2 protein-coding genes are annotated in these 1567 nt (G+C 67.4%); both read right to left on the minus strand.

Annotated features, from left to right (window positions below):
* Positions 1–1196, minus strand: a 1196-nt coding sequence (locus tag DI005_RS18895) for an acyl-CoA dehydrogenase family protein (protein WP_113642980.1), incomplete at its 3' end; no start/stop codon positions are given.
* On the minus strand, positions 1196–1567 hold a 372-nt coding region (locus DI005_RS18900; RefSeq protein ID WP_147263865.1), incomplete at its 5' end, for a phosphotransferase. The genes DI005_RS18900 and DI005_RS18895, both read right to left, overlap by 1 nt.

Consider the following 1567-nt stretch of genomic DNA (forward strand, 5'->3'; position numbering starts at 1 on the left):
TTCAGTTCGCGGCGGGCGAGTGAGCGTTTGTGGACTTCGTCGGGTCCGTCGGCCAGGCGGAGCATGCGGGCGGCTGCCCAGAGTTCGGCGAGGGGGAAGTCCTGTGAGACGCCGCCGGCGCCGTGGGTTTGGATGGCTTTGTCGAGGATCCATTCGACGGAGGTGGGGGTGGCGATCTTGATGGTCTGGATCTCGGTGTGGGCGCCTTTGTTGCCCTGGGTGTCCATGAGCCAGGCGGTCTTGAGCACGAGCAGTCGTAGCTGTTCCACGCGTACGCGTGCCTCGGCGATCCATTCCTGGATCACGCCTTGCTGGGCGAGGGTTTTGCCGAAGGCTTCGCGGGCGGTGGCTCTGCGGCACATCAGTTCGATGGCGCGTTCGGCCATGCCGATCAGGCGCATGCAGTGGTGGATGCGGCCGGGGCCGAGGCGGGCCTGGGCGATGGCGAAGCCGCTGCCTTCTTCGGCGATCAGGTTGTCGGCGGGTACGCGGGCGTTGTCGAAGACGACCTCGGCGTGGCCGCCGTGGTCGCCGTCGGTGTAGCCGAACACGTGCATGCCGCGTTTGATGTGCACGCCGGGGGTGTCCCTGGGCACCAGGATCATGCTCTGCTGCCGATGTGGTTCGGCGTCGGGGTCGGTTTTGCCCATCACGATGAAGATCCGGCAGTTCGGGTTCATCGCGCCGGAGATGTACCATTTGCGCCCGTTGATCACGTAGTCGGTGCCGTCGCGGCGGATGCGGGTGGCGATGTTGCGCGCGTCGGAGGAGGCGACGTCGGGTTCGGTCATCGCGAACGCCGAGCGGATCTCCCCGTCCAGCAACGGTTGCAGCCACTGTTCGCGCTGCTTTTCGTTGCCGAACATGGCGAGCACTTCCATGTTGCCGGTGTCCGGGGCGGCGCAGTTGAGCGCGGTCGGGGCGAGCGAGGGGCTGCGGCCGGTGATCTCGGCCAGCGGCGCGTACTGCAGGTTGGTCAGCCCCGCGCCGTGTTCCCCGGGCAGGAAGAAGTTCCACAGCCCGCGCTTGCGTGCCTCGGCCTTGAGCTCCTCGACCACCGGCACGCTGGTCCACGGGTTCTCGCGTTCGGCGAGCTGCTCGTGGAACACCGGCTCGGCGGGGTAGACGTGCTCGTCCATGAACGCCAGCAGCTTCTCCCGCAGCTCTTCCGTCGTGGCGTCGAACGTGAAGTCCATCAGTCCTCCTTCAGAATGGCGTTGCCGTGCGCCACGAGCGGGGGCACGCCGTCGCCGATCGCCTCGAAGCCGGCGCCGACCGTCTTGCCCTGGCTGAACCGGTAGTAGATGCCCTCCAGGATCACCGCCAGCTTGAAGAACGCGAAGCCGATGTACCAGTTGAGCGTGGAGACGTCGCGTCCCGAGCGCTCGGCGTAGCGGGCGATCACCTCGTCGGTGCCGGGGTAGCCGGGCGCGGCGCTGACGTTGCTCACGAAGCTCAGGTCCAGCGTGCTGCGCTCGGCGTAGGCCACCAGCAGGCCGAGGTCGGTCAGCGGGTCGCCGAGGGTCGACATCTCCCAGTCGAGCACGGCCTTGATCTCGTCGTCGGC

This window comes from Prauserella sp. PE36, assembly GCF_003311655.1.
Classification (GTDB): Bacteria; Actinomycetota; Actinomycetes; order Mycobacteriales; family Pseudonocardiaceae; genus Prauserella_A; species Prauserella_A endophytica.